This is a genomic window from Pseudomonas sp. P4_C3 (genome assembly GCF_056402075.1).
Map to the genome: position 1 here is coordinate 1 of NZ_JBFUIC010000442.1, position 2,835 is coordinate 2,835.

Below are 2,835 nucleotides of genomic sequence, written 5' to 3' on the forward strand. Positions count from 1 at the left end.
CCATCCAGCTGGCCCTGAACAAGTACAACCCCGGCACCGAGATCAAGGTGGTGTGGGTCAACTCATGGTTCGATCCGGGCAAGGAAGCGGATGCCGCCAACGCGTTGATCGATCAGGGTGTGGATGTGGTGTTCCAGCACACCGACAGCCCCGCCCCGATCCAGGCCGCCGAACGTCGCGGTGTGTATGCGGTGGGCTACGCTTCGGACATGGCGCACTTCGGACCGAAAGCGGTGCTGACCTCCATCGTCAATGACTGGGGCCCGCACTACATTCAGGCGACCCAAAGCGTGATCGACCATGACTGGAAATCCCTGGACTACTGGGGCGGTTTGAAAGAAGGCACCGTTGAGCTGCCGATCAGCGATCTGGTGCCGGCGACGGTGAAGAGCGAAGCCGAGCAGCTCATCGCCGACATCAAGAGCGGTGCGCTGCAACTGTTCACCGGGCCAATCAAGGATCAGGCGGGAGTCGAGAAAATCCCGGCAGGCGTAAGCGCTACCACGGCGGAACTGGCGTCGATGAATTACTACGTGGAAGGCATGAAGGCCGAGATGCCGAAGTAATTCCCGGCCACCACTTGCGCCGAGTTCCTGCTCTCGCGTTTCGCCGATACCTACGCTTATCGACGGGAACTGAAAGCGGTGTGATGAACCGCCTGGTCAGGTTTTACCAATTGTTGCGGCAACCCTCTGTAGAATGGCGACCATTGCACCTGATGAGAAAAGAATTATGTACGACTGGCTGAACGCCCTGCCCAAGGCAGAATTGCACCTGCACCTGGAAGGCTCGCTGGAACCCGAACTGTTGTTCGCCCTGGCCGAGCGCAACAAGATTGCCCTGCCATGGAACGACGTCGAAACCTTGCGCAAGGCGTATGCCTTCAACAACCTGCAGGAGTTCCTCGACCTGTATTACCGGGGTGCCGATGTGCTGCGCACGTCCCAGGATTTCTATGACCTGACCTGGGCGTACCTGCTGCGCTGTAAAGAGCAGAACGTGATTCACACCGAACCGTTCTTCGACCCGCAGACCCATACCGACCGTGGCATCCCGTTCGAAGTGGTGCTCAACGGTATCGCCGCTGCGCTGAAGGATGGCGAGCAGCAACTGGGTATCACCAGTGGTTTGATCCTGAGTTTCCTGCGCCATCTGAGCGAAGACCAAGCGCAGAAAACCCTTGACCAGGCGCTGCCGTTCCGCGATGCGTTCGTCGCCGTGGGCCTGGACAGCTCCGAGATGGGCCACCCGCCGAGCAAGTTCCAGCGCGTGTTCGACCGCGCCCGTCACGAAGGCTTCCTGACCGTAGCCCACGCCGGCGAAGAAGGCCCGCCCGAGTACATCTGGGAAGCCATCGACCTGCTGAAAATCCAGCGTATCGACCATGGCGTGCGCGCCATCGAAGACGAACGCCTGATGCAGCGAATCATCGACGAGCAGATCCCGCTGACCGTATGCCCGTTGTCGAACACCAAGCTTTGCGTGTTCGATCACATGTCACAGCACAACATTCTCGACATGCTGGAGCGCGGCGTAAAAGTGACCGTGAACTCCGATGACCCGGCGTACTTCGGTGGCTATGTCACCGAGAACTTCCATGCGCTGCACACCCACTTGGGCATGACTCAGGATCAGGCCAAACGCCTGGCGCAGAACAGCCTCGATGCGCGGCTGGTGAAACCCTAGGCAGCACCGCAAATCCAACTGTAGGAGCTGGCTTGCCAGCGAAGGCGCCCCCCCACTCAACCATGATGCTGAATGTGGCGCCGTCTTCGCTGGCAAACCAGCTCCTACAGATTGGGGTAAGGTTTTAAAGCGCCATTTCCAGTTCGGTTTCCTGGGCAAAGCGATGGATCTCGCGTTGGCCGGAGGCCGTCACCTGCAAGGCTCGGGAATCGTTGGGCAGGCTCAACCACCCCGACTGCATGAACAGCTGCAACAATGCCGCGCCCAGCGAGCCGCCCATGTGCGGGCGTCTTTCGCTCCAGTCAGGGCATGCGCAGGCAACCCTGCCGTTGTGATGGGCCAGCGCCTGGATGAACACTCCCCGTGCCGCCAACCCCGTCGCGCCCTTGAGCGTGACCGTGACCCGCTGATCAAACTGTTCGATCCAGCCTGCCTCCAGCAGTCGCTGATACAGATCGGCGGACAGGGTGCCCCCCAAGTGATCGTCGCACAGTCGGGCACTCAGCAATGACGAACGCACCGCCCGGGGTTTGACGAGAGGCGCATTGCGCTTGAATACGTCCGGAATACCCTGGGGTGCGCTGGCGAAGGTCGCGCTGGCCAGTGCTTCGATTGCCGCCCCGACCTCGGGCGCGGCCAGACGGAAGAAGCGTTTGCGGCCGCGGCTTTCAACCTTGAGCAGACCTCCAGCGGACAAACGTCCCAGGTGTGCACTGGCCGAAGACGGTGACAGGCCAGCCAGCAATGCCAACTCTTCGGTTGCTCGCGCCGAACCATCCATCAAGGCCCACATCATTGCGCTGCGCTTTGGGTCAGCCAGCAATGTGGCGATCTGGCTGATGCAAGGTGCATGTTCCATGTATTCACTCCCTGTTGAATCGTTTCGTTTACTGYCCAGAAACATCTTGACCAGTAATGTGTCGTCGGCCAATCCGTGGAGACTGTCATAAACCCGGCGACGCCTTGCTCACTCATTTGCGCTGCCTGGCCGACGCTGCGAAGGCCAGAAGGATGACCGTGCAGCCGGACCGACTCGAACGTGGACCCGCCATTGGGGGATCGACGCTACCTACATGATGAGGGCGCTAGTATATGCGGGTTGGTCGCGGGATCCTGTCCTCCGCCCGGCATAGGTGGTGATCGTTCCTG

General features: G+C 60.3%; 3 protein-coding genes. 2 read left to right on the plus strand and 1 reads right to left on the minus strand.

All coding sequences use genetic code 11. The annotated features are described in order from the left end of the window. Nucleotides 1–566 (plus strand): BMP family ABC transporter substrate-binding protein (locus tag AC1DVH_RS29035; RefSeq protein ID WP_477756681.1); only part of this gene is annotated, 566 nt, incomplete at its 5' end. Between the two features lie 166 nt (nucleotides 567–732). Then, nucleotides 733–1,686, plus strand: a complete 954-nt coding sequence (locus AC1DVH_RS29040; RefSeq protein ID WP_150727777.1) for an adenosine deaminase — start codon at nucleotides 733–735, stop codon at nucleotides 1,684–1,686. A 124-nt stretch (nucleotides 1,687–1,810) separates the two neighbouring features. On the opposite strand, the gene AC1DVH_RS29045 is transcribed toward AC1DVH_RS29040, so the two are convergent. Further along, nucleotides 1,811–2,545: an ArsR/SmtB family transcription factor gene (locus AC1DVH_RS29045; protein WP_477756682.1), complete on the minus strand. Its 735-nt coding sequence runs from the start codon at nucleotides 2,543–2,545 to the stop codon at nucleotides 1,811–1,813. Nucleotides 2,546–2,835 lie beyond the last annotated feature (290 nt).